Origin of the sequence: Enterococcus sp. DIV0175, from assembly GCF_050529075.1 — a bacterium.
GTDB classification, from domain to species: domain Bacteria; phylum Bacillota; class Bacilli; order Lactobacillales; family Enterococcaceae; genus Enterococcus_B; species Enterococcus_B thailandicus.
This window is the reverse complement of the sequence record NZ_CP172880.1, coordinates 489,614-515,175: the sequence shown is the minus strand read 5'-3', so window position 1 is coordinate 515,175 and position 25,562 is coordinate 489,614. Positions and strand designations below refer to the sequence as shown.

The following is a 25,562-nucleotide window of genomic DNA, read 5'->3' as shown; positions in this document are numbered from 1 at the left end:
ATAAGGAAATTTTTCTAAAAATAGTTTAGAAAAGAAATTCTTATTGGCGAAGGTTGTACCAAGAACAGCTTAAAGCAACGAACAAAAAACTACTGTGACTTTTCGTCACAGTAGTTTTTTTTATAGCAATTCTTTCAATAATGCTTTAACTTCTGGCTTTTCTAAATAAAGAGAGTGTTCTAATTTTTGATAATAATCTAACGCTGTTTTTTGTTCTTCTGAAAAGACATACTGCCGTTGTTCAAAATCAACAATCACTTCGGCTACTTTTTTGCCATGAAGTGAGTGAGCAAGGCTTTGCCATTCTTGTTCAGTTAGCTTTTTACTAGTTGATTTGATTTCAATGCTCGACAGTTGCTCACTCGTATTTTCTCGGCGTAAGGCTCTTAAAAATCCATTACGGATAACTCTCGGCAAACTATCAAAAAAGCCTTCTGTAAAACCATAATAGGCATATTTTTCCCAAATCAAGATGTAAATAGCCGGTTGGATAAAACGTTGTTGTTGTGCGCGCACCTTCGCTTCAGTCAACTGATGCGTCGGCTGTTCTCGATTGAACGAACGTAATTCAGCAATCAACAAGTCGAAATAGCTGCTTGGTAATTTTTCCTTTGTATCCATCAAGACAGCTTGCCAATCTTTTCGTAAAAATGTACGGTAATTTGTCAAAAATTCTTCAACGTTCCTCGTTAACTCTTCTGTAAAATCTTCAAATAATTCCTTCTTTGCTCGACTTTTCTTTGGCTGATCAGCAATCTGCTCACTGATTTTTTGGATTTCATGTTCTATTGCCTGATAATCTGCTAAGTAAATGGGCATCTGAGCTTGTCGAAAATCTGCTACTCGTTTAGCCAAATGAACGTCTGGTAAATACGGTCGTTTCAATCGTCGGTTATGGTACAAAGAAAAAAGATATTCTTGCCATAACACTTCAGGAAATTCGATATTTTGTTGTTTTAACCATAATAGTTCATCCAATGCTAAATCAACTTGTGTCATCCCTTGATGGATTGAATTTGCAATTGCTGGTGAAACATGCAGATGCTCGGCAAAGTGATTGATTCCTAGTTTTAGAATTTTTCCTGTTTTTGGGGATTTAACGATGTATTGAACCTTTAATTCTCGTCCACAATCACAATACAACTTTTCTTGTCTTCGAGAAGTTCGAAAAAAAGGGTTGATTTTAAAGTCAGCAAATACCCAATCCGTAGCAGCCAAATAATTTTCTTCCATAAAACGTGAATTGATTAAGTAACGACGGTATTTATCAACTAATTTGCGTTGTGGCTTCGTCAACCGTTCATAAATTTCAAAGCGTTGATTGCTGGTATATTGTTTTGATACTTTGATTGGATAACTTTTCTTATTTAGTTCTTTGGGAAACCATTCTTCAAATACTGCTTTCCATTCTTCCATAACGTTTCCCTCCTAAAAAAAGAAGCTGGGATCTAACGAGTCGTTAGTTGCCAGCCTCTACTATTTGATTGCTAATTATTAGTGAGTTGTACCTGCATTACCAGAAATATCTTGTTCATTTTCAATTGCAGCTTCGACCGCATACGTTAGTGAATCGGCAATATCAGCTAATGACATAGATGCTGTACCCACTGGACGTTCGATTACTTGATCAGGTGAAAATGGCACATGGATAAAGCCACCACGAATTGTTGGAAATTCTGTATGAAGGACATGTAATAAACGATACATGATATCATTGCAGACAAATGTTCCTGCAGTATAAGAAATATATGCTGGCAGTCCATGATCGTGAACATTTTTAGTCATTGCTTTGATTGGCAACGTAGTGAAATAAGCAGCTGGTCCGTCTTCTTCCAATGCCGTATCAAACGGTTGGTTTCCTTCATTATCAGGAATACGTGCTTCTGCTAGATTGATTGCTACTCGTTCAAATGAAACAGCTGAGCGACCTCCTGCTTGTCCAACACAAATGACAATTTCCGGTTGATGCTCTTTGATTGCTTCTCTGACTACTTGGCTACTTTTTCCGAAAACAGTTGGTACTTCTAGTTTGATAATCTCAGCTCCCGCAATTTCTGCAGGCATTTTTTTTACAGCTTCATAAGCTGGATTTACTTTGTCGCCACCAAATGGATCAAAACCTGTTACTAATACTTTCATCTTTTGTTCCTCCTAATTATTTAAATAAAATCATATAAGCAATTTGGAATACTAACATAAATAAAGCAATAAATAATTGATTTTTGATTACGCCATACTTGTCTTTCATTTCTAACATAGCGACTGGAACAATATTAAAGTTTGCAGCCATCGGTGTCAAGAGCGTTCCACAAAAACCACAAGTTAAAGCAACCATTCCAATCAGCGCTGGATTTGCTCCTTGACTAAAGACAAACGGTGCACCAATCCCAACAGTCATGACTGTAATTGCTGCGAAGGCATTCCCCATAATTACTGTGAAGACAACCATTCCCACTGCATAGATAATAATCCCAATATTCACGTTTCCTTCAGGAACAATTGTACCAACAGCATTTGAAATCACCGTTCCTACTCCTGCACTGGTAAACACAGCTCCCAATGAAGCAAGTAGCATTGGTAACATACTCAACGGACCAACTGTTCCTAACATATCAGCTGCGTCGTCTAAGAACGTTGTAGGCTGATTGTCGCGGGAAAAGAACATCAAAATCGCCATCGCTGCAAAGACACCAACTCCAACTCCAACTAAAGCACCTAATTTGGTGAATAAGGCAAACAAAATTGCAAATACCCCAATACTTAACGCTGGAATAAAAATCTTCATGCCTAGTTTGCTTGACATTTTTTCCATATATTCTTTTGAAGGCAAACGACTATCACCCTTGCTCACCCTTTTTGCAATTGCTGGAATCGTCATAGCAAAAATCAAGATACCACTTACTAGTGGTGGCAACCATCGGCCGGCTGCAATCACCACACCTAACGTTGCCCAAAAAAAGGCTGAGCCATAACGATGTGGATTCGTTTTATCAAGTAGATTTCGTAGCCCTGTATAAACTAAGACTAGACCCATGATGATATATAAAATTTCAAGTAATTTATCACTTAATAAAATATCAGGATTCGTAAAAAAATTCATCTTATTGCTCCTTTTCTTGAGAATAATATTTCTTTGCTAATTTCTTTTCTTTTAAATAGAAATAAATACTAGAAACAACTAATGCAGTCAGTGCCACTGGTACTTCAACCAGCGCTAGCTGTCCTAAGGTCACTTCATAACCTAAGTCTTTCAATGTTGACTGTACCAGCAAGGCGCCCGCACCACCGATAAATAAAACTTGTCCAAAGAACCAACAAATATTTTCCATAGCAGATGCCATTCCTTTAAGCTCTTCCTCATGTTCTGGATGAACTTTCAGTCCTTTTGATTCAACTGTGCCTAATGCCATTGGTAAAATAATTGGACGAACAAATCCTGCAACGCCCCCAAAGCTCACATTAAACGCAGCAAAAATCATCCGGAAAACTCCATAGATATCGATAATCATGCCAGCTGAAACTTTTTTGAATCGTTGAATCAAAGTCGCAGCAGACTCTTTCAATCCATTTCTTTCTAACGTTCCTGTTGCTAACATGATAATAATAAAGATAGCCATGCCTCGATTATTTACAAAGCTGGTACCCAATAACTCAAGCATGCCATTAATCCCTAGCCCACCTGTTAAAGCAGTTACGACTAAAGCAACCATCACAATCAAAATTGAATCTAATTTTAGTGCAAAACCAATAATAACAATTAAAACGCCTAAAAGGCTTAGATAATTCTCCATTTGTTTTCCTCCCCCAAATGACAAGATATTTTTTAATTATAAAACAAATTTGAATGAAAATATAGTTGAAATCGAATGAAAAGACATCAATGTGCGAAAATTCTGTCAATTAATCGACAAAATAAAAAAACACTGTAATCAGTCACCCAGCGATTACAGTATTTTTTACGATAGCGTTAACGTACAAAATAGAAGATAACATAAATGATCCAGAGGTGAATAGGATAAAAAAGATAGAAGAAATATTTGTTCCACTTGCTATTAGTCCCACCTAATTGACCATTGTATAATGCAATTAATGGAATAACTGTCACCATCATAAACTCGTTATCAAAAGTTAAATAATCATAGAAACTTTGATTCACTGGCGTCTGCATGTAACTAGAAATAGCTAGGGCAAGTAAAATCATGGTATAAACAAAAATCCCAATTAACAATTTGTTTCTTTGTCCCTCTTCTTTGAAAACAAACATCAGCAACATCATTGGAATCAGATAGATGCCTCCTTCTGATGCTGCTGTAAGCACCAATAAAATCAAAAATGTCAGGATCAACATAATTTTTTGTCCCACACTACTTTGTTTCATCGTAGCTAGCACCCACATCATACAAAATAAAAGAAATAGCGTAAGAAAAATATTGTGCGGGCCTAAAAATAAAAAGTAATCAGGCTGATGTGTCAAAGGATTGATATAGGCTCCCGTCAGCAACTGGTAAACCACATTACCGATTACCGTAACGAATGCAGCCAACCCCAAACGCTTTGCATATTTTGCTCGACTTCGCGTGTGTCTAAATCCTTCTACTAATAAAAAAACAAATAAAGGTGCAACAAATCTCCCTAACCATGCTACCCATGAAGGAAAACCTAGCTGTGACCCAAAATAACTATTCACATGATCCACAACCATAAAAGCAATCGCTAACCACTTTAATTGAAAACTATTTATTCCTTTAAAATTCACTCTTAAACCCTCAACTTTTTCATTATTTAATAACATTTCTTTAGTATACTAATTCGCAAGAAACAAAACCATTTTAAGAGCAACTATTCCTCTTACAATTTTGTTGGATAGTGTTTTTTTATCTTTAGAAATGCCAACCTATTTAAAATGTGCTATACTGACTCTATTAATCGAATACAAAGCTGCCACCGGGTAGCATATGAGGATAATCATTCCGTTAGGTCTTTGAAGGAATGGTTCTCCTCTTTTTTGTGTTCAAAATTTTAGAAAGGAGCATTTGGCTATGGCATGGTTAGAATTAATTGTAGCAGGAGTTCTAGAAGTATTTTGGTCAACAATGATGAAATGGAGTGATGGCTTTTCAAAAGTTAATTATTCGATTTATACGATTATTGGTATGATTGCCAGTTTCTATTTTTTATCAAAAGCGATCAAACACTTACCAATGAGTTTATCTTACCCTATCTGGACAGGGATTGGTGCCCTAGGTTCCGTTATCATTGGAGTTGTCTTATTCCATGACAAACTGAATACAGCAACTTGGCTTTTTGTCGGGCTTTTGTTGATTAGCATCGTTGGTATCAAAATGACAAGTGGCCATTAAACAAGAATGAAAAATGAATTGGGTCGATTTGCGTATGTTACGTCAAAAAATAGCTGTCATTTTCACTGATTTGGATTACGCTGTTAATAGATGTACGAGCAAATCGGCTTTTTTAAAAAGAAAACAGAACAACTATTAAAAAAATATTATCAACTAAAAGGAGAGCACCAGCTTATGAATAAACAATTTTTTACTGGATCTAAGATTTCTTATGAAACAGACTTATTTCAGAAACATTTTAGTGCGTATTCCAATTACCTATATGACCAGAATTTTATTTGGTTAAAAAAAGAACCTTCTATTGATGAATTAGCTGCTATTGAAGAGAACTTTATGGAAAACTGGATGAACGATGCACCTATGTTTAAATTTAACTTCACCCCTTCTGATTCTTTTTTAGCTCATTTAGAGACGCAAGGATTCTCTACAGAAAAAATGTTGATTTTTACTATTCCAAGTAATCAGTTAGCCTCAACAAGCTTCCCCAAATTTGAGATTTCAAAGGTACATACAGCTACACTCACTGAATTTTTAAATAGCAAATTTACGCAAGACCTTATCTACGGTGAAGAATTTGCAAAAATCAATCAACACTTTCTCCTAACTTTATTTAAAGAGGACATCTTAGATCTATTTATTGCTTCAACAAATCAAGCGGTGATTGGCTTTGCGACGGTCATTAAGCATCCAACAAATATTGAAATTTATGATATTTATACTGCGCCAGACTTTAGAAATCAAACAGTTGCTAAATCATTACAACAATATGTAGCGAATTTTTATCAAGATACGACTATCGTTATTGTTGCTGACTATTCCGATACGCCAAAAGAAATGTACAAAAAGCTTGGCTATAAAATTAGTGGCTTATTTTATCAAGCACAAAAATGAACCATTGTTCCTTCTAGTTGACCTTGATAGGCCGTTGGTGCCAATTTATTATAAATAGGAACCTTGATATACATAAAAAGATAGCTTCAATTTCCGAAGGTTTGGAAATTAAAGCTATCTTTTTTACTAATAACTATTTTATTTACTTTAAAGAACTTGCAATCAACTACACATGCAGTTTTCCTGTTCCAAATAGGATTAAAGCTACGACTCCTACTAAAGTGACCAAAATCAATAAGAAGCGATCGATTTTCACATGATCGACTGGCTGTTCCTGCTCTTTTCTAGCTTGCAGATAGAAGTAAATACCTGGCAAGAAAAGAACCAAGACAAGCATTACTTCGTTAAAGGCAACCACAAACATTGCCCAAACTTGGAAGGCACTGGCTAACAGGCCAATCAAAAACTGTCCCCATTCACGACGTTGATAGGATAATTTCATTTGATACAATCCGAGAAATAACCACGTAAAGAAAATCGCTGCCGTTCCCAAAGTATACGCAAAGTTATACGCACTGTCTGTAAATAAAAGTGATAACAAGAACACATTTGTACACAACGTTGTTAAAATAATCGCGAAAGTTGGTGCGCCTTGTGCATTCACCTTACTCCAACTTTTTGGTAACAAACCATCTTGTGCCATATTGCGCATCGTTTCTACTGGTAAAATCGTCCATGAAAGCCACACACCAAATAACGAAATAATCAAACCTCCGTTAATTACTACTGCGCCCCATTTACCAACCATTTTTTCAAATACATACCCCATAGCCGGTTGTGTCTGAATCGATTGAAGTTCTTTCATTGGCATCGTTCCATACGGAAGCATAGAAACTAACACGTAAATCAAAATCAAGCCAAGAATCCCTAAAATCGTTGCTTTTCCAACATCTGATTTTTTCTTTGCACGCGAACCAACAACTGATGCACCTTCAATTCCAACAAATACCCAGAGCATCACCATAATACAACTTAAAATTTGACTCGAAAATGGAACAACTTGTCCATTGGCTGTTAAAATAATATCACTTGAAAAGTTTGCAATAAATTGTTGAATCGAGAATGTGCTGATTGCTACCACAATGAATAAAAAGAGTGGTACTAATTTACAAATCGTCACGATTGCATTCACAATACTTGCATTTTCTACTCCGCGATTGACTAACCAAGCATATCCCCAAAGTAAAAGAGTACTCATTATCACAGAAGGAATATTTTGACCACCAGCAAACACTGGGAAAAAATACCCCAATGCACTCATCAGCAACGTTGCAAAAGCAACATTTCCTAACCAACAAGTCAGCCAATAGCCCCAACCACTGATAAATCCTGCAAATCGACCAAATCCCGCTTCAGCATAACTAAAGATTCCGCCCTCTAAATCCGGACGTTTTTTGTTTAAATTGTTAATAGACAAAGATAACATCAACATTGCCGAGCCGACAAGTAACCAACTAAAGAGCGCTGCACCTCCTGCTGAACCAGAGATGTCTGTCATGATACCGAAAACGCCACCTCCAATAGCTGAACCAATGACCATGGCTGCTAGTGGAATTAGCCCAATCCCTTTTTTCTGTCGCTCTATCTCATTCATGCAAGTATCCTCCAAATAAAAAACCGCTTTTATCAAATTATAACAAACCACTGTTGCTTTTACCCTTTTCACTAAAACTCTCACAAAATTATTATTTTATACATTTTTTTCTAATTATTCACAAAACACCATATAAACATTCGCCTTTTTCCTTCTGTCGTTTCCTTAAAAACATGCTATACTAAACAGACGAATAGGAGGAACTCAAATGAACATTTTATATATATCAATCTCTGGTAACACGCGTGCTTTTGCTCATCATCTGATGGAATACGCCCAAGAACAGCATCAAGCAGATAACACTTTACCTGAAATCACGCTAAAAGAAATCCATGAAAATAGTGATTTTGAACAAGAAACTGAACCCTTCTTCACATTTGTTCCGACTTATTTGGAAGGTGGCAACGGAATTGATAATGGTGATACTGAAATTCTGACTGAAACCATGCGTGAATATCTGGATTTTCAAAATAATTATCAATTTTGTTTAGGTGTTGTTGGTAGTGGCAATAAAAATTTCAACAACCAGTATTGCTTAACTGCTAAACAATATGCGCAACAATTTGGTTTTCCTTTCTTAGCTGATTATGAATTACGTGGTACGCCAACTGATGTGGCACAAATTTATCAAACATTGACTCAAGTGTTTAACGACAATCAATAAACAAAAACATTGGTTAATATAAAAATCTTAACCAATTAACGATAAAAATGAATCGGGGCCTGGGACAAAACCAGTAAATGGCCTACCAAAATCAAAAACACGTTGAGCTTGGGACATAAGTCCTAAGAACCATCAAACAGACGACCGAAAATCGTAAAAAGGATTTTCAGCCGTCTGTTTTTGAAATTATTGGAAGAATCTTCCTTGATTGTGGGCATGTTCAATCTATATTTTCTTAAATTTACTGCCATTAACGCAAAGCCAATCTCATTGTGTGTCTGCTGTTTTCCTCGAACAGAGAACCGAGTAAAACCTAAACAAGCCTTCAAATGTCCGAAAGCTGGTTCAACGTCAATTTTTCGTTGACGATAGATTTTACCAGTTTTTTCTTCTGAAAGTAGCTGTTGAATCTTTGCTTTAAAGTATTCCCAGTTCATGTTCTTTTTAATCTTACGATTTTTGTCACTCTTTGCTTTTTACACTGGCTTTGAAGAAGACAATTCGAACAGTCTTCACATTCATACTGTTTTAACTATCGTTTAAAGTCATCTTTATCTGTACGAATAGAGTAATTGCGAAACCTCCTTTTTCATCCATTAGGACAAAGAAACGTATCATCTAATTCTTGATACGACCAGTTTGCAGGAAGAAATGGGTTTTGTTTGAATTTTTTCTTTTGTTCTTTATGATACATCAAATAGGTAATGAGTGGTGTCCGCTCATGGGCTTCTAAAATGGCTTGATAGTTTTCTTCTCCTCCGTAACCGGCATCTGCGACAATGTAGGTTGGTAGTTCAAAGAAACGCTCTTTTAAAGTAGTAAAAAAGGACGCAGTGTTCGTGTATCTGTTGGATTTGAGAAAAGCTCATAGCCTAAAATATACTGACTGTTTGTGGCGATTTGAAGATTGTAGTCAGCTTTCAACTGACCATTTTTCATGTGATCCTCCTTCATGCGCGTAAACGTAGCATCTAGGTCGGTTCTAGAATAACTATTTCGGTTTCCTAGAATTTGTCTATGTCTTTGATAGGCAAGTTTTCTTTGAAATCATGAAATAGTTTTCTGATTTTTTTGGGGATTTTTCGTTTCGAACGCAACTGTTTTCGAGTCACGCCATCTTCTTGTTCGATTTTTTCTGTCAATTTATCGACAACAGGAGTAAGGTGTTCCTCAATCTTACTTAATCAGTTGAATTCCTTTGTGGACTCGCGCTCAATTTCAGGAATAACTTGATTTTTTACCAATTCATCATAAAGAAAAGCTGATTTTTCAGTAAGCCTTTTCTCAAAGTTATCAATTTATTTTCTCCAAACAAAGGTGTTTTTATCGGCAGTGGCTTCAATCTTTGTCCCATCGATAAAAATGACTTTTTCATCAATCAGTTGTTCCTTGACCAATTGGCTACGGAACTGAACGAAGTACGCTCGAAGGAGTGTGTTCACCAAAGGATTCACACGGAACCGATTAATTGTTCGATAACTAGGCTGATAACTTTGCGTAAGCCGCATCATGCGAATACTGTCTTTCGTCAATGCTTCAATCTTTCGACCAGAAAACACGGATTGTGCGTAGGCACATAAAATCATCTTCATCATCATTTTTTGATGATAGGAAGACGGCCCCATTTGAGGATGAAAAGGAATGAAACGCTCTTCAGGAATACTTTCAATTAACTCATCAATAGCGAACGCAATATCATTTTTTTCTAACTGAAAACTAAAATCTAGAGGAGGAACGACTTGATTTGTGGTATAACTTTAAACATAAGAACGCCTCGCTTTTTTATTTGTTTAGTCACTTTTATTTTAGCAATGGTGTTTTTATTTTAATACAAAAAATCCAGATGCCAATCAGTTTGACTGGCATCTGGATTTTTGTTAGAACTTACGTCCCAAGCTCTTTTTGTTATACGTAGAAGCGAGATAACTCGATCTATGTATTATTCTCTTTGTAGTTCTTTTGGAATAGATAAAATATACTTGATGTAATCCCAAAGCTAAATGCTAAAAAGTATACTTCTCTAATTAAAGCTACGATCATCAATATAACGAAAAGATATTGAAGACGTTTTAATCTTGCTTTCGTATTTCTTTTAGATTCCATAGAAATAATCATCGAATCCTACCGCAGCTGGAACTCCTGCAGCAGCAGCGATTCCTGCTCTCCACCACCATCTATTTGATTTATAGCTTGCAGCTGATAGGCCAAAGCGTTTATGCGCCTCGCTTGCTGCCCAGTGACCAGCTGCATAACCAACTCCTACAATTGCAATTAATTCTAACACATCATCAAGTCCGAATATACGGGCATTATGGTTACGGTTTAATAAATTGTCAATTTGTTTTAATTGATCTGCGGTTGGTGTAAAATTTTGTGTTTTATCAATAGAATTCAACTCCTTTTCTGTGAGACCAAATTGTTCTTTTAAATCTGAACTGGTTGACGCTGGTACTGTCTGTTCGTCTATGCTGTGATTTTCTGCAGCGAAAGTTGTCAATGGTGTTAGGCTGGTGCTTAGTGTTAAAATAGTGGTTAAAACAATGCTCGTTTTTAAAAAAATTGATTTTTTCATCTGTATCGCTCCTTATGCGTTTTTTATAAAGTAATTGGGATTACTCAATAAGTATTGCGTAATATCGGGAAATAATCTGTCAAAATCACTTTGCAAACCTTTGAAATTTAATATTGGAGGGCAATTTATGGAAGAAAAACTGAGGAATTTAAGGAAAGCAGCCGGCTATACGCAAGAAGGACTAGCTACCAAAATTAATGTCTCGAGACAAACCATTTCTAATTGGGAAAGAGGTTACTCTATTCCAGATACAGAAAACTTAAAGATAATTAGTAAATTCTATGAAGTTCCAATTAGTTATTTTATAGATGATTCCGTTGAGATGCTTCAATCTACTCCGGAAGAGAACGGTGCCATAAACAATCAAAATTTTTATTTTCTATTGTTGGTAGCAATTGCTTCTTTCTTTACTCCATTAGCAGCATTTATTTTGATATATTTAACTTTGGAGTTTAAAAAGAGGCTAAAATTGAAAATATATCACAGTTTTTTATATTTAGGAGTATTCCTTTCTGTTTTAAATATATTGGTTATTCTTGCAGTTGGGGTTGATTTGATTTTTTTTTAGTTTTTTCTTTACCGTACTTGTTATAATGTGAAAGCAGATATGCTGATAAAGTATTATGGATATCAAACAAAAATAATCTGGTTAAATTCCTAAATTATGTTCCTGTTATTGACAACAATGGTCTTCGCGGAAATCCTCATGAGGGGTTTGTTGGAGAAATTCAGGGCGGCGACTTAGTATTGGGAGTAGGTGTTGAGCCTGTAGTTGATGTAGCTAATCATGCAAGTGTTATTAAAAGGTATTCTACCCAGCTTTCAGCTGGCTATTGAGAAATGCTTGCCGAGCGATCCAAAATAGAAGATCAAATTTTAGAATATCAGAAGCTTATGGATATCATCAAGCAAGCGATCCGAGAAATAGAATCAGAAAAGGAGATTGAAAAATGAAAGTTGGAGTAATAGCAGCGTTGTTACTACTCTATGGATTAATCTAAAGTAAGCGTAACCTATCATAATATTTTTCAGATTATAGTAGATTCTATTATTCCATCCCAAAATCCAAGCCAACCTTCTTCGGCTTTAAATAAAGCTAAAATACCAGCGACTACGACTACTAACACTAATATCCCCCAACTAAAATATTTATTTTTCATTATTTCGTTTCTCCTTAACTACATTCTATATCGTGTAAACATTCACGAGCTAGTTGCCGTTGATTAACCAGGATAATTCTTTATCAAAGATACTTCGAATCTTACTCAGTTATTTATGTAAATTTATCAGTAATGTATATATCTTTTTCATATAACCAAAACTGGATCTCATTGAATATTTTTTTCTAGAGTACCAATAACGTACTGAATCTAAACGACGTCAGGCACAAGGAATAAAAATTGCCAAAGCGAATAGTGTCTACAAGGGACGTCCAAAACTTTATAGCGCAGACACAAAAAATCCTCAACGACGTTTAGTTTATGAAAACATCGTTAAGGATTTAAATGAGGGTATCGCTATTTCAAAGATTGCGAAAAATTACAATGTTACTAGACAGACAGTTTATCGAATAAAACAGGATATTGTAATTTAATAGTTATCTATACCACACTGAATTTTTAACTTGATTTTTATTAAAAATAATAAAAAAACTATCAATATGAATTAAGTTAAATCAAATTTCCGCTCAAAAGCAGAAATGTAATCTTTAAAAATTATATCTTCTTTTTCAACATTCTTTTTGGAAATACCCGTAAGTATTCTAACATCTAAAGCTAAAAGACTACTATTCGTTTCAAGAATGCCCACCGATTCATCATAAAAAACATATATTCGCTCGTCTTTCAATAATGGATCTGTGACACTTTGAATAAAGTATGGATGTTGATAATATTTTTTACTCCTTTCATTGTTAATCACAAACAGCAACTTTACTGAAGGCTCATTCGATTCATCAAAATATATCGAATTTACTATATTTTCTTCTAATAACTTAATCCGTTTTTGCGAAAGAAAGTCAATTTTTTTTTCTTCTACGTCAACAATTTTTTTCAAAATATCACTTGTTTTTTCTCGCTTGTCAGTATATATAAATGCATCTTGGTACTTTTTCAGTAACTCGGAAAAATTTCTCAAAGCTTTCTCCTCTCACTAATTAATAACTACAGTTCCATTATTAATTATACCTGATCTCCATCCATAACTAAGGTAATAAGCTTGTAAGTTTGTTGCAGAAACTTTGGCTTTCGTTTCTCCAGTAGGAATGGACATGATTCCTACATAGCAAGTTCCCACTGGACTAGCAGTTGTTTCCCTACTATAGTTATTTATATTTAGATATGTTACTGGACTAATCAAATTCAAATTCGTCGCTTTTATATTATTCGCACGCCAAGTACCGATTGAATCTGTTCCAGCCCAAGAAATATATAATTGGCAAGTTGTGCCACTCATACGAATAATGTTGGCTCCAACAACAGTTGTTCCTCTTAATGATCGATCATCGTTTTGAGACTCTAAAATACCTGTTTCTACAGTCCTACTATTTTGTTTAGTTATATTTTCCAATGTTTTTTCTATAGGAACATCAGAGGGTAAATCTTCTTTATTTAATATTGTTGTATCTAACGTAAGAAATTCTTGAACATCTGCTTTTGCTATCATTGTAGGATAAAACAATAAGACCAATGTACCTATCATTAGTAACAAATACCAAAGCCACACATTTTTATAGCGATTACTTTCGTTAAGTGAGTTATTCATCATTAAGATCTCCTTTTTATTTATTTGTAATATATGTATTTACACATATAGATTATCATAATAAGTTTTGTATACATTTATGTTCATAAAAAGTTATTTTATAAACATAAGTGCATTACTTTGCTAACAACTATTCTCCTTTTAATACCTAGGTCAAAAGACCGCCCCGCAATTCGTTTAAATCTCAGATTAAGTTAAAGGGAAACAGAGTATACCCTATTGAACTTTTTTATCTGCATTATTTTTTTAAGTTCCATATAATTTATTGATCACAAATTTTAATCGATCTAGAGCATAAGTGTAATTTAAAAGTAATTCGCTGAGTTTTTTTGTACTATGCTTTTTTAATGGTATAATTTTTTTGGCAACTTGCCCCTGATTGGGGGTGTTTTTCGTGAAAGAGCTTATCTCATTGGTTATCGCACCAATTTTTGTTGGACTGGTCATCGAACTAGTTTCTCACTGGTTAGACGAGAAAGACGATAACTAAAGCAAGTTGTCTCTAACCCACATGTTCGGAGTCGCAACGAACATAAAGAAAGCCAACCCTACTCGCAATAGGGTTGGCTTTTGTGCTATTCGTGTATAGCTTATCTCATTTCGCAATCACATTATAGCATCAATAATTTAAATGCTCAACTTAAATGTCCTCGTACAATTAATAATCTACACTAAATTTGTCTTTTGATTATCCAAGCATACTCTGTTGGACTTAGATTTTCATTTTAATTCTGTTGGCCAAATATATTTTTTATTTCTAATATTGAGGGCGGAACTTCTTGCCTAATATCATGATAGTCAACAATAATTTGCGTCATATCAAAGAGATATCCATTTATAATAGTAAGCCCTGTATCTTTATCTGACGGTTTTGTTATCTCTATGCTATTTTTAGTCACATCCATATTTCCAAGAACACTTAATCCGTATGAAGAAGCAGGATATTTAGCATAAATTACAACATAAACTTGTAATTCGCTGAGATTTTCAAACAATGATTTGATACTTTTTTGATCACCTGACTCATTCTACCAATTTCGCCTTTTTCCGAGGGAAATATTATTTGTGTAACAAGAATTTATTTGTGCCTCAATATAATCCTTGTATGTAGACAAATCATCATAGTAGGAATTATTACTATTTCGTAGACTGTCATCAATTTCCTTCAAAGCTAACTGTTCTTCTTCAGAATCCATCAATTCCAAATTATTATTTAGTATTTTTATGTTCTGGTGTTTTTGCCAATAAAAACAAGCCCTAGCTTTATTTACGGTATTTTTTTCAAGTATATATTTTAGATACATATATAACTCTATAAAAGATCGAAAAATCATACCAATATCATCGCTTTTTTTATTTTCATATAGAAAACTAATTGTTTCAGCTTTAGTAACTAGGTCAAAATATAAAGTTCTTATCACTAAATCATGATTCTCTACTTCTTTTTTTCTTTGGGAATAGTGTTCATTACAATTTTCGTTATTTCTCTGTAAATCGGTAGCATTTCTGGTTTCAATTCCATAAGTAATCCTCTTTTCTTTTTTAATCAATTCATTTTTTATTTTTTTCATAAAGCACATATTTCAAGATATTTTCCTCACGTTCCTGGACATGGACAGCAATCGGATGATAGTTCTCGTGAAGCCAAGGCGTACCAAAATTATTCACATCATCATTCAAATCAAGACCAGCAATGACGTAGTCGGTTTTCTTTTTTTCTACATATTTATTTTGTTGATCCATACTTTCTTGATAAACTTCGTACGGGATATTGACATTCATAAAATACTTGACGCTCGGAACAATATTGGGGATTACAGAAAATCCATAATCAACAAAGCGATAGTTTAGCAGAGTCACATCTTCCTTGCCTTTTAAGTATTTAGCAAATTCTAACTGCGCTGGTACTTTTGCATTTGGATTTGTATTTGCAGCATTTTTTATTTGAATGCTTGGTCGATTAGTAAAAAAGCGCATATCTCTAAAAGTATCATTTGAAATAACCATCAATAGGATTCCAAAAATAATGCCCCCTGATATTAAAAATTTACTTACTTCAGGCCGTTGCAATTTATATCGAATTACTAAATTTTTCAACAATACACAAAAACCCAAAAATCCTACTAATAATATGGTTAAGTCCAACAAAAGATAATAGTTCAATGGAATTCCACCATAAAAAACAAAAAAGTTAGTGCATAAAAACATAAACAGCCACAACACTTTAAAACGAGTTTGCTTAAAGATTGCCTTTGTAAATAAAAGGTAGACAGACCCAATCATCAAGACAACTAAACTAATTTTGTTTGGCCACATCAAAGTAAAAAATATCTTTAATGTATTAAAAAAGCGGCTAACTATATTTACATTATTTCCCTGGTCAACTAATTGTGGATACAACACCATATTGAATTTGAAATAAACAAAATACATTTCATGTAACGCATGGTTGACTAAAAAATAGATGATGATTGGAATGCTGACTAACAAAAATCCCAGCAAGCTACAAATCACTGCTTTAAGTAACTGCTGATAATCTTTCCTTACTAGATAATAGATTCCAAAAAAGAGAAAAAAGGCAATCCACGGACTGATCATAGTATATTTTATCCAAAATACACATCCCATCAGTAAGCCTTGAATGAAATATTGCTTCCCTTTTATTCTTTCATCCGTATTAGAGATAGATATGATTAAATATAAAAGCCCTAGAACAAAAGGAAAAGCAAACTCTTCTGCACTATCTCCTGCACGAAAATAATCCTTATTTAGCAAGATTATTGGTGATAAACAAGTAACTGCAAAGGCTATTTTCTCTGAGAAATAATAATTACAAATTTTAAAAAATAAAATCATCGAAATGGCAAACGAAATACTTTCTAATAGATAAACACCGAAAAAAGAAGTTGCACTCAACTTGTAAGCCATCGTATGAATGAAATATAAGAGTATCCCTTTTTGTTCAAATAGATCTTTATACGGCACTTGCCCATGAGCGATTCCTTTACCGACCGAGAAAAAAGCATTGGCATCTACCCAGTCATTTATGAAGTAGAGCGGAGAAGATTTGGAAAATATCAGCATGATTAAAAAACTGAATACAGTCAGAAATACAGAGTATTTTCTTTCCCATAATTTATGATTCTTGATTTTGAATAGTATTGTCATTATTCCCCTTTCATAGCCCGCTACCTTTCTTGATTCATAGAAAAAAGAGGAGTTTTTTTACTCCTCGTAATGCAGGTAAAGGATCTATTTTTTTCTTATTCTTGCACTTCTAAAAAAAACTTCCGTATCATTTTTAATTATATCTCAAAAACTTTGTGCTATTTAAAACAATCTAAAAAAATTTATTTTTGAGCATAATTGTGAATACGCCATGACTTGTCCATTTTATACAAAAAATGCAACGGTTATCTAAAAAATAAGGATACAGATAACTTTCAATCAATTTTAGCTTTAATAGCCCAGAATTTTGTCATGTTTACAGTGACATGATTGCATTAGGAAAAATTGATAATCGCGAGTCAACTGATAAAGAAATTCCAGAAGCAATTAAAAAATTCCTTTATTGGGGAATTGCTATTTCAAAAAATGAAAAACACGTTGCTAAAATCTTTCTTAAGATTTTGGCAACGTGTTTTTGGTTAGCTATTTTAAGCGAGTGGGAATCTAAGTTCTTCTTTTTGTTGTATTTCTTGATATTCCAGCCTAACTCATTTTTACTCCTTGATGTCCTCTAATCAGGAATCGAGTGAAGCCTAAATGACTCAAAAATTCAAGAAGTAATTCCTGGTAATTTATTCTTATTTATTGGAGCTGAGTATTTCTTTCACAACTTTATATACGGCGTCCCAAAGCAACTACTTCGGCAATAAGTCCTCTTTTCTTAAAATATGGAAAACTATTTTTAGAAAAACATTTTTTATTACTTGAAGCTGATTGCTTTGCGCCACAACCTTTTTCACGGTGCTCCCAAAGCAACTCCTCAAGATAGTTTGCATCCACTTCAAAATATGGAAAGCTATTTTGAGTGCCTGCTCACTATCTTTTCGGAGCTAGCCGCTTTGCGCCACAACCTTTTTTACACAGTTTTCACATCCATCACAGCCGTCTTAGCCTTCATTTCGCCTGTTTTTTCCAAAACAAAATTTTCTACATGATCCATATTAGTTAAAAGAACCATCATTGACGTTTCTTTTCCAGCAGCCTTGATTGCATCAAGATCTGCATTTGCTACCAATGTATCAGTCGTAACTTTTTGTCCCTCTGTCACCTTCACGTCAAAGGGCGCACCGCCAAGGTCAACAGTATTAATCCCCATATGAAGTAATACTTCGATACCATTTTGTGTCGTGATACCAATTGCATGTTTTGTTGGAAAGACAGATTGAACTGTACCAGCAACTGGAGAATAAATTTGTCCGTTTGTTGGTTCAACGAAAAATCCTTCACCCATCATTTTTTGCGCAAATACAGGATCACTTGCTTCTTCTAATGACATTACTGTTCCATCAGCAACAGCTGTTAAGACAACTTCATTGGTTGTTGCTACATTGTCACTTGTTTCTTCTGCTAACGCTTCTTTTTCTAATTGTTCTTTCGGAATTCCGAAGAAGAATGTTGCCACAAATCCACCTGCGTAAGCTGCAAGTAAACCTAGAACATAGCCCCACCATTTACCATCTGAAATTAATGGAATCAATGCAGCACCTGAAGGACCAATAGCAATCGCACCAACATTACCAATCATTCCGATCACTGCCCCACCGATACCACCACCAATACATGCGGTGATAAATGGACGGCCAAGAGGTAATGTCACACCATAAATCAATGGTTCACCAATTCCTAAAATACCAACTGGTAAAGCGCCCTTAATCATTTCTGTCAATTCTTTATCTTTTTTGCAACGAATCCATAAAGCTAGCGCTGCACCAACTTGCCCTGCACCTGCCATCGCAAGAATCGGAAGCAATAGTGTGCGACCTGTTTCATCAATCATTTGAACATGAATAGGTGTCAAAATTTGGTGCAATCCAAACATAACCATTGGCAAGAATAATGTTCCTAAAACAAACCCTGCAAATGCTCCGCCGACATTTAGCACCCAATCGATTCCACCAACCATGCCGTCTGAAATAAAGCCAGCTAATGGCATAATCAAGAAGATTTCCACTAAACCAATTGCAATTAGAGATAACGTTGGTGTCACGATAATATCAATTGAATCCGGTATCACTTTGTGCAATTTCTTTTCTACTATTGAAAGTAACCAAACAGCAAAGATTACGCCAAGAATCCCACCTTGACCAGCTGCCAAAGCTTCACCAGTAAATAAATTTTTCAATGGTGCTTCTGGATTCATTCCCGTTAGCATCACAACGGCACCAATTACCCCACCAAGAGTTGGTGTAGCACCGAAAACTTGTGCTGCGTTAATCCCTGTGTAGATAACTAAGTAACTGAACATTCCGTTTTTCAGGATATTCATTACATCGATATATTGTTGCCAAGTTGCTGCATCAAGATTTCCTGCTGTGACTAAGTTAGCTAATACAGCGGCAATCCCCGCAACAATCCCTGTACCAACAAAAGCTGGAATCATCGGAACAAAGATATTAGAAATATCTTTTAAGATTGATTTGATTTTTGATGGTTTTTGTTTTGATTTTTGAGCTGCTTTCACTGCTTGTGCTCGTTCATTTACCAAATCCTTACCAGAATTGGCTGAGTGTTCTGCTGTCCCATGTTCCGGCAATTTTTCGCCTAGTTTTACACCCGCAAGATCAACCATTTGCTGAGCAACTTTGTTTACTTTCCCCGGGCCGATAATCACTTGTAGTTGTTCATCTTCAACAACACCCAGGACACCTGGAATCGCTTTTAATTTTTCTGTGTCAACTAGTTCGTCATTTTTGATTTTCATTCGTACGCGTGTCATGCAGTGGACAATGCTCTCAACATTGTCCATCCCACCAGCTTCTTCATAAATCCGTTTTGCTAATTCTTCTAAAGTCAATTCATTTTTAGCCATCAGTCGCTCCCCCTTATAAGGTTCCTTTTACAAAACCATTTGCTTCAACCAATTTATCCTGTGCAGTTTCTTTATCACTATTTGTTAAAATCATAACAATTGCTAATTTCACATTTTGCTCTGCTTCATTAAAGTATCGCTCAGCTGTTTCATAGTCAACCTCTGTTGCTTGCATGATGATTCGTTTTGAACGTTCCACTAATTTTTCGTTGGTTGGTTTAACATCGACCATCAAATTATTAAAGACCTTTCCAATACCAATCATGCTGATTGTTGAAATCATATTCAAAATCAATTTTTGAGCTGTACCAGACTTCAGGCGAGTTGAACCAGTCAAAAATTCTGGGCCTGCATCAACTTCGATTGGGAAATCAGCATGTTTACTGATTTCAGCATTTTTATTGCAAGAAATCGTTGCGGTCACTGCACCAATTGAGCGAGCATAATCTAAGCCACCAATAACATATGGTGTACGTCCGCTTGCGGCAATTCCGATGACCATGTCATTTTTTGTTAAATTTAAATGAATCAAGTCTTCTTCTCCGAGCTCGAATGAATCTTCCGCACCTTCAACAGCTACAGTCATTGCTGCCTCGCCACCTGCGATTAAGCCAATCACCATTTCTGGCTCAACGCCAAATGTTGGTACACACTCTGCTGCATCTAGTACGCCCAAACGACCACTTGTGCCTGCGCCCATGTAAATCAAACGTCCACCTTTTTTAAATGAGTCAATCGTGTGCGCAATTACTGGTTCAATACTTCCTAGTTCTTTTGCAACTGCCTCTGCGACTTTTTGGTCTTCACGATTCATCAACTCAACAGCTTGTGTTACACTCATCTCGTCTAGTCCAAATGTTTCTTGATTTCTACGTTCCGTTGTTAAGTTATCTAAATTAATTTTGCTCATCTTTTCTTCCCTCTTTACGAATTAGTTGATAGTTGACGCCTGCATGAATTTGGTGAATCAATGGTAAGTCTTCTGTAACCACTTGAGCCACGACATTCACTTTTTCATCAGCTGGTAAATTTCTTTTGGTTAATTGAATCTCACCCATATAACGAAGATAGTTTTCATTGTCGATCGTAATGCTCCCGACCGTTCGTTCAATCGTTTGCTTAGGTGAAATTTGTGGAATTTTTTTAAATCGTGCATCAGCACTTCGAATGACATCTCTCGCCTCATCTTGGCGATTGACATGCGTGCCTAAGACTAATTCAATCAATTCCTCATCAAGTACTTCTACTTGTAATGAAATCATTCGGTTATTTTGATAGGTTGCGAATTGTTGCTGTACTCTTTCTGACAAACCTGCATCACCAATGTAAATCAAATCAGTTTTACACTCGGCTAACTCTAGCGCTGCTGCTAATGGATGGACACCACGATGTTTTTCTAAAGTAGGTAACCCTTGATATAACGGGCCTCTTAAATCAGCGTCACCAGCAACAAATCCTTGAATTGTAAAGCCCTGATCCGCTAACCATTGATTTTTTTCTTGATACCATGACTTGGCTAAGCCAGTTTCTGGACGTGGATAGTAATTGTGCCACGCTTCAAGATTAGAAAAATCCGCTTGATATTTTTTCAACTCACTAATATCTTCCGATGTAATCGTGCTAGCATTTAAACTAATTTTCAGCTGATGTGACCAAACAGCAATCTGTTTGTTAGACAATTCATAGTCCATTCGTAAGCCCGTCACGCCGATTTCTTTTAGTGGCGTTAAATCGGTCAACGAAAACCCAGCTCGTTTCAACGCATCTCCTGAAATATCAACCATTAATTCGAGCTGATTTTTTTTTGCTTCTTCGCCCAGTTCTCTTAGTCGTCCTTGATAAGCACTGACATCATCTTCTGGAATATGCATCGAAGTAAAGATGCCAATAAAACCACTAGTTGCCATTTTATGAATATACGCTTTTTTTTGTGGAGTTAATGGCTCATTCATGAATATTGAAAACCCAAACATGTTCATCCCTCGCTTTATGTATCCGTCTTCATTTCTATGAACAGAGTATAACGCTTAAGAAATGAAATTTCAACACTTTTATAAAAATAATTAAATTTTATTTCTTAGATAGATAAAAAAATAGCGTGACTCTGACCTGGTCACGCCATTTTCAATCATTTAGTTATAAGATAATAGTTCAGTATTTTCTACAAAAAAATCAAAAAAGGTTTCGTTTGGCATTGGCGTAAAATACGCATTGATTGCCCGAATCAACGCATTGTGGCAGACCAACAAATAAGTATTTTCTTCATCTGCTAGACATTCCTGTAAAACTGGCACAACACGCGCATACATGTCAAAGAGTGACTCACCTTCTGGAAATCGTACCCCAAATTCTAAACGTGCTTCTTGAAATATCGTTTCATGGCTAGGCATGCCATCATATGCACCAAAATCCATTTCCATCAAACGTGGGTCAGCCGTCAACGGTAACTCCACTTTATCTGCAACAGCTTGTGCAGTATCTTTTGCTCGTTGTAATGGCGAATGAATAATTTTAGTTACTGGTACCTCGAGTGTCGCAACTTTTTCTGCTAATGCGACTGCTTGCTGTCTACCTTTCTCAGTTAAAGGAACATCTGCTCGTCCGCAAACAAGACCTTGAACATTCCAAGTAGTTTCTCCGTGCCTAGTTACATATAACATGTCATAAAACTCCCTTTGCTCTTCATCTTTGATTTTTATAAACTACCTACAACATACCAAAAGCTTTCATCAACGTCCACCTTTCAAGAAAGCAAAAACTAGTTGACTGGCGTTAAAGTAATCACTTGATTTGCGACTTTCTTCAAGAAAGTTTGATCATGTTCAACAAAAAGCATCGCTGGCTTGACCGTAAGCAATAGTTGTTCTAACTGCTTTTGATTGAATACATCCAAATAATTCAATGGTTCATCCCAAATATATAATTCAGCAGGTTGTGCTAATGATTTAGCTAGTTCAACTTTTTTTCGTTGTCCCATACTCATTTGTTCAATTTTATTATGAAAAACTTCACGTTCCATTCCCAGTTTCCGCAAATTGTTCAAGAAAGCTTGATAGTCTACTTGATTTTTTTCAGCAAAATCACTAAGCGTTCCACGATTGTCTTCATAATTTTGGCGAACATAACTAATTCGGAGATTCTGAGGATAGCCCACTTTTCCTTCGGCTATTCCTTGAAATTGGTTTAGCAAGTAGTAAATTACTGAAGATTTTCCAGCACCATTTTGACCAGCTAATGCAACTCGTTCTCCTTGCTCAACCGTAAAATTAATTTTTTCAAACAATGGTGACTCATAGCTCAATTGCAACTCTTCTACACTCAACAAGCGTTTATGATAAGAAGGCTGATAATTCATTGTCAACGCATCAATATATTCAATATCCTTTAACAATTTTTCTTTCTCCCCAATCTGGGTTTCCATTCGATTAACAATGGCCTTGGAGCGTTTCATCGTTCGAGCAGCGTCTGCACCAATTGCTCCGAGGTTTTTTCGGCGATCTTCAGTATCAACAAATCCGACACGTTTCTTCGTTTTATCGCCTTCACGCGAACGAGACCATTCTGCTTTTTCTGCAGCTGTTTTCTTCAACCGACTAACTTCTTTTTTGATTTTTTCATTCTGCGCTAGTTCAAATTCATCACGAAGACGTTTTTGTTCTTCATAAACAGTAAAGTTTCCTTGATAGAGTTCTAACTGTGTTTTTTCAATTGCTAATACATGATCCACCACTTCATCGATAAACGCCCGATCGTGGCTAACTACAATAAATCCTTGTTGTTTCTTCTTCAAGTATTTTGCTACTTGTTGCCGACCAGCTAAGTCTAAATGATTGGTTGGCTCATCAATCAAAGGAAAATGGGCTTCGTCCACAAATAACAATGCCAATAAAACTTTTGTTTTTTCGCCACCAGAAAGAGTATCAAACGGACGCCATAAGATCTCCGGATTTGTTTCCATCAAGTTCAACTCGCGTTCAATTTCCCAAATCTCAAAATCAGTTACATCATTCAAGACATAATAAGTCAAGCGACTGGTGTCTTGTGTTTTTTGCGGAAAATAGACAAATTCTTGTTGATGGACGATTTGTCCTTGATAAGGTAATTGGTTTTGTAAAATCGTTAAGAGTGTTGTTTTACCACGACCATTTCGGCCAATCAATCCCAGTTTCCATTGTGTATCAAAGTTTAAGTTTGCTTCATTAAAAATAGTTGTTTCTTGGTTATCATAACCAAAAGTCAGTTGTTTTATTTCGATTTTAGACATCAATAATTCACCTCGTAAAAAAAGACCAGTCCTATTTTCAGAACTGGTCACAAAGGTACGGGCGCAAAAAAAGACCCCTCCATTGAAAAACTAGCCAATTCTGAAAATCTGCACACTGCTCCCTTGTTTCATCAAGGTACAGTCTGAATGCAGCTTCAATCAATTGACTTATTTTTTCAATGCACGGATCCCTCACTTTGGTTTATTTGTCTATTACGTTAACACAGATTTAAAATTTTTGTCAATCAAAAAAATTAACGACGGATAAGTTGACAAATATTTCCCGCCAAAATAGCAATATTTTCCATTGTTCGTTCATGCTCCATTGCCTCACGTAATCGAATTGGTCCTAATTGAATACTAAAAACTGCTGGCAAATAGTTGGTTAATTCCCCTAAATCGGGCTGGCGACTGCCGCAAAAAGCAATAATCGGTTTCTCGTATTTTTTCGCTAACATGGCTACACCATAAGGAACCTTTCCATGGATTGTTTGCTGATCGATTTTCCCTTCACCCGTCACAATCCAGTCTGCTTGTTTTACTTTTGCTTCTAGTTCGATCATTTGGCTAATCAATTCAAAGCCATTAATCATCTGTGCCCCAAGTAAAAATAACGCACCACCTATGCCACCAGCTGCTCCACTTCCCGGAATTTTTTCAAGGTCAATTTGATATTCTTTGGACCATTGTTTCGCTAGTTTTTTTGCCTGTTTCTCTAAAAAATCGATTGTTTCAGGTGATGCTCCTTTTTGTTTACCGAATAATTTTGCTGCTCCTTTTTCGCCAGTATACGGGCTAGTTACATCCGCAGCAATTCGTAATTTTGTATGAGAAAAGTGGGCTTTACTTGCCTGAAAATTGACTTTTTCCGTTGTCAGTAATGGGTTGCCATCCTTTACGCCTTCCAGCTTTGCACCTAAAGATTGCAGTAAGCCCAACCCGCCATCCGAACAACCACTGCCACCTAGTGTAACGATAATTTCATCAACTCGTTGTGCTAACGCATCCTTAATTATTTCTCCTAATGCAAAACTAGAAGCTAAACGAATTGTTTGATCTGTTGCTTGTTCCAGTAAATCAATACCAATCACTTCAGCAGACTCAATCACTGCGATTTTTTTCCCCTGCCACTGGGTAATCAAATAGCGACTTTCATGTTTTCTAAATAACAAGTCTCCCCCAGAAAATTTTTGCCATTTCCCACCTAATGAATAGAACAAAGCTTGTGCTGTCCCTTCTCCGCCATCTGCAATGGGGACGTTTATTAACTGGTCAGTTGAATGAACGGCTTGCCAGCCACGAGCAACCGCTTGATTTAATTCAAATGAAGTCGCGCTTCCCTTAAAGGAATCAATTGCAACCAAAATATTCATTTACTTCGCCTCCTGACATACTTTTTTAGATTCTCTTTCTTTCA

At 35.7% G+C, this 25,562-nt stretch carries 24 protein-coding genes and 2 pseudogenes; 6 read left to right on the top strand and 20 right to left on the bottom strand.

Annotation, left to right across the window (positions count from 1 at the left end; all coding sequences use genetic code 11):
- Nucleotides 1-120: 120 nt before the first annotated feature.
- From IGJ76_RS02505 to IGJ76_RS02485, 5 genes are all read right to left on the bottom strand, one after another.
- Complete coding sequence (locus IGJ76_RS02505) at nucleotides 121-1,416, bottom strand: hypothetical protein (protein ID WP_349702603.1); 1,296 nt, start codon at nucleotides 1,414-1,416, stop codon at nucleotides 121-123.
- A 78-nt stretch (nucleotides 1,417-1,494) separates the two neighbouring features.
- Nucleotides 1,495-2,139, bottom strand: coding sequence for a pyroglutamyl-peptidase I (pcp, locus tag IGJ76_RS02500; protein ID WP_067485150.1), 645 nt, complete (start codon nucleotides 2,137-2,139; stop codon nucleotides 1,495-1,497).
- 16 nt (nucleotides 2,140-2,155) lie between these two features.
- The gene (locus tag IGJ76_RS02495) at nucleotides 2,156-3,100 is read right to left on the bottom strand and encodes a DUF979 domain-containing protein (protein ID WP_067485154.1); all 945 of its coding nucleotides are present in this window, start codon (nucleotides 3,098-3,100) and stop codon (nucleotides 2,156-2,158) included.
- Nucleotide 3,101: 1 nt separating this feature from the next.
- Nucleotides 3,102-3,791, bottom strand: a complete 690-nt coding sequence (locus IGJ76_RS02490) for a DUF969 domain-containing protein (RefSeq protein WP_067485156.1) — start codon at nucleotides 3,789-3,791, stop codon at nucleotides 3,102-3,104.
- A 176-nt stretch (nucleotides 3,792-3,967) separates the two neighbouring features.
- On the bottom strand, nucleotides 3,968-4,756 hold the full coding sequence (locus IGJ76_RS02485) for a TraX family protein (protein ID WP_430596713.1): 789 nt from the start codon (nucleotides 4,754-4,756) through the stop codon (nucleotides 3,968-3,970).
- 283 nt (nucleotides 4,757-5,039) lie between these two features.
- Between IGJ76_RS02485 and IGJ76_RS02480 the strand changes: the two genes are divergently transcribed.
- Nucleotides 5,040-5,360, top strand: coding sequence for a DMT family transporter (locus tag IGJ76_RS02480; RefSeq protein WP_067485163.1), 321 nt, complete (start codon nucleotides 5,040-5,042; stop codon nucleotides 5,358-5,360).
- 174 nt (nucleotides 5,361-5,534) lie between these two features.
- A complete protein-coding gene (locus IGJ76_RS02475) occupies nucleotides 5,535-6,251 on the top strand; it encodes a GNAT family N-acetyltransferase (protein ID WP_071868804.1) in 717 nt (238 codons plus the stop codon).
- A gap of 166 nt (nucleotides 6,252-6,417) precedes the next feature.
- Here the strand turns inward: IGJ76_RS02475 and IGJ76_RS02470 are convergent, their stop codons facing one another.
- Nucleotides 6,418-7,845, bottom strand: a complete 1,428-nt coding sequence (locus IGJ76_RS02470; protein WP_067485169.1) for a basic amino acid/polyamine antiporter — start codon at nucleotides 7,843-7,845, stop codon at nucleotides 6,418-6,420.
- A 208-nt stretch (nucleotides 7,846-8,053) separates the two neighbouring features.
- On the opposite strand from IGJ76_RS02470, the gene nrdI reads away from it, so the two are divergent.
- The gene (gene nrdI / locus IGJ76_RS02465; RefSeq protein ID WP_071868803.1) at nucleotides 8,054-8,509 is read left to right on the top strand and encodes a class Ib ribonucleoside-diphosphate reductase assembly flavoprotein NrdI; all 456 of its coding nucleotides are present in this window, start codon (nucleotides 8,054-8,056) and stop codon (nucleotides 8,507-8,509) included.
- Between the two features lie 122 nt (nucleotides 8,510-8,631).
- Here the strand turns inward: nrdI and IGJ76_RS02460 are convergent.
- Nucleotides 8,632-10,263: pseudogene (locus IGJ76_RS02460) on the bottom strand (IS1182 family transposase); the annotation flags it as partial.
- 338 nt (nucleotides 10,264-10,601) lie between these two features.
- Nucleotides 10,602-11,081 (bottom strand): hypothetical protein, encoded by a 480-nt coding sequence (locus tag IGJ76_RS02455; protein WP_095803432.1) that lies wholly within the window; start codon nucleotides 11,079-11,081, stop codon nucleotides 10,602-10,604.
- Nucleotides 11,082-11,208: 127 nt separating this feature from the next.
- Here IGJ76_RS02455 and IGJ76_RS02450 point away from each other — a divergent pair, with 127 nt between their 5' ends.
- Nucleotides 11,209-11,649: a helix-turn-helix domain-containing protein gene (locus IGJ76_RS02450; RefSeq protein ID WP_095803431.1), complete on the top strand. Its 441-nt coding sequence runs from the start codon at nucleotides 11,209-11,211 to the stop codon at nucleotides 11,647-11,649.
- Between the two features lie 460 nt (nucleotides 11,650-12,109).
- Here IGJ76_RS02450 and IGJ76_RS02445 read toward each other — a convergent pair whose 3' ends face one another.
- A complete protein-coding gene (locus IGJ76_RS02445) occupies nucleotides 12,110-12,241 on the bottom strand; it encodes a hypothetical protein (protein ID WP_256869209.1) in 132 nt (43 codons plus the stop codon).
- A gap of 200 nt (nucleotides 12,242-12,441) precedes the next feature.
- Between IGJ76_RS02445 and IGJ76_RS02440 the strand changes: the two are divergent.
- Nucleotides 12,442-12,675 (top strand): annotated as a pseudogene (locus tag IGJ76_RS02440) (helix-turn-helix domain-containing protein); the annotation flags it as partial.
- Nucleotides 12,676-12,746: 71 nt separating this feature from the next.
- Here the strand turns inward: IGJ76_RS02440 and IGJ76_RS02435 are convergent.
- Complete coding sequence (locus tag IGJ76_RS02435; RefSeq protein ID WP_249024352.1) at nucleotides 12,747-13,217, bottom strand: hypothetical protein; 471 nt, start codon at nucleotides 13,215-13,217, stop codon at nucleotides 12,747-12,749.
- Between the two features lie 15 nt (nucleotides 13,218-13,232).
- Entirely contained in the window at nucleotides 13,233-13,844 is a 612-nt protein-coding gene (locus IGJ76_RS02430; protein ID WP_140444175.1) for a hypothetical protein, read from the bottom strand.
- Between the two features lie 394 nt (nucleotides 13,845-14,238).
- Here IGJ76_RS02430 and IGJ76_RS02425 point away from each other — a divergent pair, with 394 nt between their 5' ends.
- Nucleotides 14,239-14,334: a type I toxin-antitoxin system Fst family toxin gene (locus IGJ76_RS02425; protein WP_140444174.1), complete on the top strand. Its 96-nt coding sequence runs from the start codon at nucleotides 14,239-14,241 to the stop codon at nucleotides 14,332-14,334.
- Between the two features lie 235 nt (nucleotides 14,335-14,569).
- On the opposite strand, the gene IGJ76_RS02420 is transcribed toward IGJ76_RS02425, so the two are convergent.
- The 9 genes from IGJ76_RS02420 to IGJ76_RS02380 form a co-directional block, all read right to left on the bottom strand.
- Nucleotides 14,570-14,839 (bottom strand): hypothetical protein, encoded by a 270-nt coding sequence (locus tag IGJ76_RS02420; protein WP_244897468.1) that lies wholly within the window; start codon nucleotides 14,837-14,839, stop codon nucleotides 14,570-14,572.
- 33 nt (nucleotides 14,840-14,872) lie between these two features.
- On the bottom strand, nucleotides 14,873-15,415 hold the full coding sequence (locus IGJ76_RS02415) for a DUF5677 domain-containing protein (RefSeq protein WP_430596712.1): 543 nt from the start codon (nucleotides 15,413-15,415) through the stop codon (nucleotides 14,873-14,875).
- Nucleotides 15,396-17,012 (bottom strand): glycosyltransferase family 39 protein, encoded by a 1,617-nt coding sequence (locus IGJ76_RS02410; protein WP_430596711.1) that lies wholly within the window; start codon nucleotides 17,010-17,012, stop codon nucleotides 15,396-15,398. The genes IGJ76_RS02415 and IGJ76_RS02410 overlap by 20 nt, the downstream gene beginning before the upstream one ends.
- 916 nt (nucleotides 17,013-17,928) lie before the next feature.
- On the bottom strand, nucleotides 17,929-19,881 hold the full coding sequence (locus IGJ76_RS02405; RefSeq protein ID WP_095803428.1) for a glucose PTS transporter subunit IIA: 1,953 nt from the start codon (nucleotides 19,879-19,881) through the stop codon (nucleotides 17,929-17,931).
- 13 nt (nucleotides 19,882-19,894) lie between these two features.
- Nucleotides 19,895-20,791, bottom strand: coding sequence for an N-acetylmuramic acid 6-phosphate etherase (gene murQ, locus IGJ76_RS02400; RefSeq protein WP_067485204.1), 897 nt, complete (start codon nucleotides 20,789-20,791; stop codon nucleotides 19,895-19,897).
- Entirely contained in the window at nucleotides 20,778-21,854 is a 1,077-nt protein-coding gene (locus IGJ76_RS02395; RefSeq protein ID WP_270346321.1) for a DUF871 domain-containing protein, read from the bottom strand. The genes murQ and IGJ76_RS02395 overlap by 14 nt, the downstream gene beginning before the upstream one ends.
- Nucleotides 21,855-22,013: 159 nt before the next feature.
- On the bottom strand, nucleotides 22,014-22,541 hold the full coding sequence (locus tag IGJ76_RS02390; protein WP_067485209.1) for a histidine phosphatase family protein: 528 nt from the start codon (nucleotides 22,539-22,541) through the stop codon (nucleotides 22,014-22,016).
- Between the two features lie 98 nt (nucleotides 22,542-22,639).
- Nucleotides 22,640-24,145 (bottom strand): Lsa family ABC-F type ribosomal protection protein, encoded by a 1,506-nt coding sequence (locus IGJ76_RS02385; protein ID WP_285701603.1) that lies wholly within the window; start codon nucleotides 24,143-24,145, stop codon nucleotides 22,640-22,642.
- 254 nt (nucleotides 24,146-24,399) lie between these two features.
- Nucleotides 24,400-25,518, bottom strand: coding sequence for a glycerate kinase family protein (locus IGJ76_RS02380; RefSeq protein WP_271027338.1), 1,119 nt, complete (start codon nucleotides 25,516-25,518; stop codon nucleotides 24,400-24,402).
- Nucleotides 25,519-25,562: the final 44 nt, after the last annotated feature.

What these genes read in the sequence shown, in the direction of transcription:
- IGJ76_RS02505 (WP_349702603.1), bottom strand. Translation starts at nt 1,416, where the DNA reads ATGGAAGAATGGAAAGCAGTATTTGAAGAATGGTTTCCCAAAGAACTA.
- pcp (WP_067485150.1), bottom strand. Translation starts at nt 2,139, where the DNA reads ATGAAAGTATTAGTAACAGGTTTTGATCCATTTGGTGGCGACAAAGTA.
- IGJ76_RS02495 (WP_067485154.1), bottom strand. Translation starts at nt 3,100, where the DNA reads ATGAATTTTTTTACGAATCCTGATATTTTATTAAGTGATAAATTACTT.
- IGJ76_RS02490 (WP_067485156.1), bottom strand. Translation starts at nt 3,791, where the DNA reads ATGGAGAATTATCTAAGCCTTTTAGGCGTTTTAATTGTTATTATTGGT.
- IGJ76_RS02480 (WP_067485163.1), top strand. Translation starts at nt 5,040, where the DNA reads ATGGCATGGTTAGAATTAATTGTAGCAGGAGTTCTAGAAGTATTTTGG.
- IGJ76_RS02475 (WP_071868804.1), top strand. Translation starts at nt 5,535, where the DNA reads ATGAATAAACAATTTTTTACTGGATCTAAGATTTCTTATGAAACAGAC.
- IGJ76_RS02470 (WP_067485169.1), bottom strand. Translation starts at nt 7,845, where the DNA reads ATGAATGAGATAGAGCGACAGAAAAAAGGGATTGGGCTAATTCCACTA.
- nrdI (WP_071868803.1), top strand. Translation starts at nt 8,054, where the DNA reads ATGAACATTTTATATATATCAATCTCTGGTAACACGCGTGCTTTTGCT.
- IGJ76_RS02455 (WP_095803432.1), bottom strand. Translation starts at nt 11,081, where the DNA reads ATGAAAAAATCAATTTTTTTAAAAACGAGCATTGTTTTAACCACTATT.
- IGJ76_RS02450 (WP_095803431.1), top strand. Translation starts at nt 11,209, where the DNA reads ATGGAAGAAAAACTGAGGAATTTAAGGAAAGCAGCCGGCTATACGCAA.
- IGJ76_RS02445 (WP_256869209.1), bottom strand. Translation starts at nt 12,241, where the DNA reads ATGAAAAATAAATATTTTAGTTGGGGGATATTAGTGTTAGTAGTCGTA.
- IGJ76_RS02430 (WP_140444175.1), bottom strand. Translation starts at nt 13,844, where the DNA reads ATGAATAACTCACTTAACGAAAGTAATCGCTATAAAAATGTGTGGCTT.
- IGJ76_RS02415 (WP_430596712.1), bottom strand. Translation starts at nt 15,415, where the DNA reads ATGAAAAAAATAAAAAATGAATTGATTAAAAAAGAAAAGAGGATTACT.
- IGJ76_RS02410 (WP_430596711.1), bottom strand. Translation starts at nt 17,012, where the DNA reads ATGACAATACTATTCAAAATCAAGAATCATAAATTATGGGAAAGAAAA.
- IGJ76_RS02405 (WP_095803428.1), bottom strand. Translation starts at nt 19,881, where the DNA reads ATGGCTAAAAATGAATTGACTTTAGAAGAATTAGCAAAACGGATTTAT.
- murQ (WP_067485204.1), bottom strand. Translation starts at nt 20,791, where the DNA reads ATGAGCAAAATTAATTTAGATAACTTAACAACGGAACGTAGAAATCAA.
- IGJ76_RS02395 (WP_270346321.1), bottom strand. Translation starts at nt 21,854, where the DNA reads ATGTTTGGGTTTTCAATATTCATGAATGAGCCATTAACTCCACAAAAA.
- IGJ76_RS02390 (WP_067485209.1), bottom strand. Translation starts at nt 22,541, where the DNA reads ATGTTATATGTAACTAGGCACGGAGAAACTACTTGGAATGTTCAAGGT.
- IGJ76_RS02385 (WP_285701603.1), bottom strand. Translation starts at nt 24,145, where the DNA reads ATGTCTAAAATCGAAATAAAACAACTGACTTTTGGTTATGATAACCAA.
- IGJ76_RS02380 (WP_271027338.1), bottom strand. Translation starts at nt 25,518, where the DNA reads ATGAATATTTTGGTTGCAATTGATTCCTTTAAGGGAAGCGCGACTTCA.